Below are 4,021 nucleotides of genomic sequence, written 5' to 3' on the forward strand. Positions count from 1 at the left end.
GACGGTCTGGTGTCGGCGTTGTCTGCGGAGCGGTTGGCTGGTGTGTTGCGGCCGAAGGTGGATGCTGCGTGGAATCTGCATGAGTTGACGGCTGGATTGGGGTTGTCGGCGTTCGTGTTGTATTCGTCGGTGGCGGGTTTGTTGGGGACGGGTGGTCAGGGGAACTACGCGGCGGGGAACTCGTTTCTGGATGTGTTGGCGCGGTATCGGCGTGGGCTCGGTCTGCCGGCCACGTCCCTCGCCTGGGGCCTCTGGGAAGAGGCGAGCACCGTCTCGGGCCACCTGGCGGAGGCGGATCTCCGCCGCCTGGCCCGGATGGGTCTGAGCCCGCTTCCGTCCGAGGAGGCGATGGCGCTGTTCGATGCCGCGGTGGCCTCGGACGAGCCGGTCCTCGCACTCACCCGGATCGACACGGCCGCCCTGCGCGCCCCGGGCGCCGAGGTCCCGCCCCTGCTCCGCGCCCTCGTCCCGGCCGCGCGCCGACGTGTCGAGGCGGCTGCGCTGCCCGAAGGGCCTTCACTCGCCGAGCAGTTGGCGTCCCTCGACCGGATGGGTCAGGAACGGGTGCTGACCGACCTGGTCCGCACCCAGGTGGCTGGCGTACTCGGCCATGCCGACCGCAACGCGGTGGACGCCGAACGGGCCTTCCAGGAGATGGGCTTCGACTCGCTGACCGCCGTCGAGCTCCGCAACCGGATCAACACCGCCACCGGCCTGCGCCTGCCGGCCACCCTCACCTTCGACCACCCCTCCCCGGCGTCCCTGGCGACGTACCTGCGCGGTCAGTTGCAGCTCGGGGAGAAGACGGCCGGTGGGGAGGCCCCCGTCCTGGCGCAGCTGGGCAGCCTGCGGACGGCGCTGCACTCGGCACTCGACGACGCCGAGCTCCAGCGCCACATCACCGACCAGCTACGGGAGTTGCTGGCCGTGGCCGAGGCGGCCGGGGTCGCCTCCGGGGTCGACCCGGACGGGCCCGACCTGGACGCGGCGAGCGACGAGGAGCTCTTCGCCCTCGTGGACGAACTCGACTGATCTGCCGCCCACCGAGCGACGGCACAGGACCCTTACCTTCCTTCATCTTGACCGGAGAGCTGAGATCACGTGGCTGACGAAGCGCAACTTCGCGAGTACCTCAAGCGTGCCATCGCCGACGCCCGGGAGGCGCGCAAGCGCCTGCGCGAGGTGGAGGACCGTGAGCACGAGCCGATCGCGATCGTCGGTATGGCGTGCCGCTATCCGGGTGGGGTGCGGTCGCCCGAGGACCTCTGGGAGCTGGTGAGGGCGGGTACGGACGCGGTCAGCGGCTTCCCGGAGAACCGGGGTTGGGACCTGGAGGGCCTGTACGACCCGGACCCGGAGCGGGTCGGCCACAGCACCACCCGGGAGGGCGGGTTCCTGCACGACGCGGACCTGTTCGACGCCGAGTTCTTCGGGATGTCCCCGCGCGAGGCACTCGCCGCAGACCCGCAGCAGCGGTTGCTGCTGGAGACCGCGTGGGAGACCTTCGAGAGCGCCGGCCTCGATCCCGAAGCACTGCGGGGCAGCCGGACCGGTGTCTACACCGGGGTGATGTACGGCGAGTACGGCTCCCGCCAGGACCTCCCGTCGGAGGGCTTCGAGGGTTACCTCTTCAGCGGCAGCGCGGGCAGCATCGCTGCCGGGCGGGTCTCCTACACGTACGGCCTGGAGGGGCCGGCCGTCGCGGTGGACACGGCGTGTTCGTCGTCGTTGGTGGCGTTGCACCTGGCGGCGCAGGCGTTGCGGCGTGGGGAGTGTGATCTGGCGCTGGCCGGTGGGGTGACCGTGATGTCCACCCCGGTCGCCTTCCTGGAGTTCTCCCGCCTCCGGGGTCTGTCGGTGGATGGTCGGTGCAAGTCGTTCTCTGCGTCGGCGGATGGTACGGGGTGGAGTGAGGGTGTGGGGCTGCTGTTGGTGGAGCGGCTTTCGGATGCGCGGCGTCATGGGCATCGGGTGTTGGCGGTGGTGCGGGGGAGTGCGGTCAATCAGGACGGTGCGTCGAATGGGTTGACGGCGCCGAATGGTCCGGCGCAGGAGCGGGTGATTCGTCAGGCGTTGGCGAGTGCGGGGTTGTCGGCGGTGGATGTGGATGCGGTGGAGGCGCACGGGACGGGGACGACGCTGGGTGATCCGATCGAGGCGCAGGCGTTGATCGCGACGTACGGTCAGGGGCGTTCGGGGGAGCGGCCGTTGTGGTTGGGGTCGTTGAAGTCGAACATCGGTCACAGTCAGGCGGCGGCGGGTGTCGGTGGTGTGATCAAGATGGTGCAGGCGATGCGGCACGGTGTGTTGCCGCGGACGTTGCATGTGGATGAGCCGTCGCCGCACGTGGACTGGAGCGCGGGTTCGGTGGCGTTGCTGACGGAGCAGCAGCAGTGGCCGCAGCTCGACGGACCGCGCCGGGCCGCCGTCTCTTCGTTCGGCTTCGGTGGGACGAACGCGCATGTGATCGTGGAGCAGGCACCGGAGGTGGAGCCGGAGACGCCGGCCGAGTCGACCCGCCCGAGCGTGGTCCCGTGGGTGGTGTCGGGGCGTTCGCCGGAGGCGGTGGCGGACCAGGCGCGGTCGTTGCTCACGGTGGCGGCGGGCGCGGACGTGGTGGATGTGGGCTTCTCGCTGGCCACCGGGCGTGCCGCGCTGGATCACCGGGCGGTCCTGGTGGGCGCTGACCGTGACGAACTGCTTCGTCAGCTCGCCGAGTTGGCGGATGGAGGTCCGGTCGCTGCGCGGGTGTCGGGTGGGTCGGCGTTCCTGTTCACGGGGCAGGGTGCGCAGCGGGTGGGCATGGGGCTGGAGTTGGCTGTTGCGTTCCCGGTGTTCGGGGCGGCGTTCGATGCGGTGTGTGCGGAGTTGGACGGTGTGCTGGGGCGGTCGTTGCGTGAGGTGATCGCTTCGGGTGTGGGGTTGGACCGAACGGGGTTCGCGCAGCCGGCGTTGTTCGCGGTGGAGGTGGCGCTGTTCCGGTTGCTGGAGTCGTGGGGTGTGCGGCCGGACTTCCTGGTGGGGCATTCGATCGGTGAGGTGGCCGCTGCCCATGTGGCGGGTGTGCTGTCGCTGGCGGATGCGGCGGTGCTGGTGGCTGCGCGGGCGCGGTTGATGCAGGCGTTGCCGGGTGGTGGTGCGATGGTGGCGGTGCAGGCGTCGGAGGCGGAGGTGTTGCCGCTCCTGCTTGATGGGGCGGAGATCGCGGCGGTGAACGGGCCGTTGGCGGTGGTGGTCTCGGGTGACGAGGGTGCGGTGCTGGCGACGGCGGAGCTGCTGGCGGCGCGGGGGCGGCGGACGAAGCGGTTGACGGTCAGTCATGCCTTCCACTCCGCTCAGATGGACGGGATGCTCGCCGAGTTCGGCCGGATCGTGGCCGGGCTCGACTTCCAGCGGCCCCGCATCCCGATCGTCTCCACCCTCACCGGCCTCCCGGCCGACGGTGACGACCTGCGAACGGCCGACTACTGGGTCCGCCAAGTCCGGCAACCGGTACGGTTCCTGGACGCCGTTCAGGCCCTGGAGTCCGAGGGCGTCAGCGCGATGCTCGAAGTCGGGCCCGACGCGGTGGCTGCCGCCATGGCGGCCGGTGCCGTCCAGGACCCGGCCGCCACGCTCTCCGTCGCGGCCCTGCGGGCCGGGCGCCCGGAGCCGGAGACCTTGGTCGGGGCGTTGGCCGACCTGCACGCCCGGGGCGTGCCCGTCGACTGGTCGGCGTACTTCGCGGGCAGCGGGGCCCGGCGGATCGACCTGCCCACGTACGCCTTCCAGCACCACAGCTTCTGGCTGGCACCGACGGCGGTGACCGGCGACGCCTCGGCCTTCGGCCTCGCGCCGACGGGCCACCCGCTGCTCGGCGCGGCGGTGGAGTCCGCCGACGGAAGCGGGCAGCTGTTCACGGCCAGGTGGTCGCGGCAGTCACACCCGTGGCTGGGTGAGCACGTGGTGCTGGGGTCGGTGGTGGTGCCGGGTTCGGTGTTCGTGGAGTTGTTGTTGGGTGTGGGTGAGCGGGTTGGTTGTG

At 71.0% G+C, this 4,021-nt stretch carries 1 protein-coding gene and 1 pseudogene; both read left to right on the top strand.

Going from position 1 to position 4,021, the window contains the following annotated elements:
* The first annotated feature begins 9 nt into the window (after nt 1-9).
* Nucleotides 10-1,032 carry a beta-ketoacyl reductase gene (locus tag ACIRBX_RS38540; RefSeq protein ID WP_402305223.1) on the top strand — a complete coding sequence of 341 codons (1,023 nt, stop codon included), beginning with the start codon at nt 10-12 and terminating at the stop codon, nt 1,030-1,032.
* 69 nt (nt 1,033-1,101) lie between these two features.
* Nucleotides 1,102-4,021 (top strand): annotated as a pseudogene (locus tag ACIRBX_RS38545) (type I polyketide synthase); the annotation flags it as partial.

Source organism: Kitasatospora sp. NPDC096147 (assembly GCF_044763225.1).
Lineage (GTDB): Bacteria > Actinomycetota > Actinomycetes > Streptomycetales > Streptomycetaceae > Kitasatospora.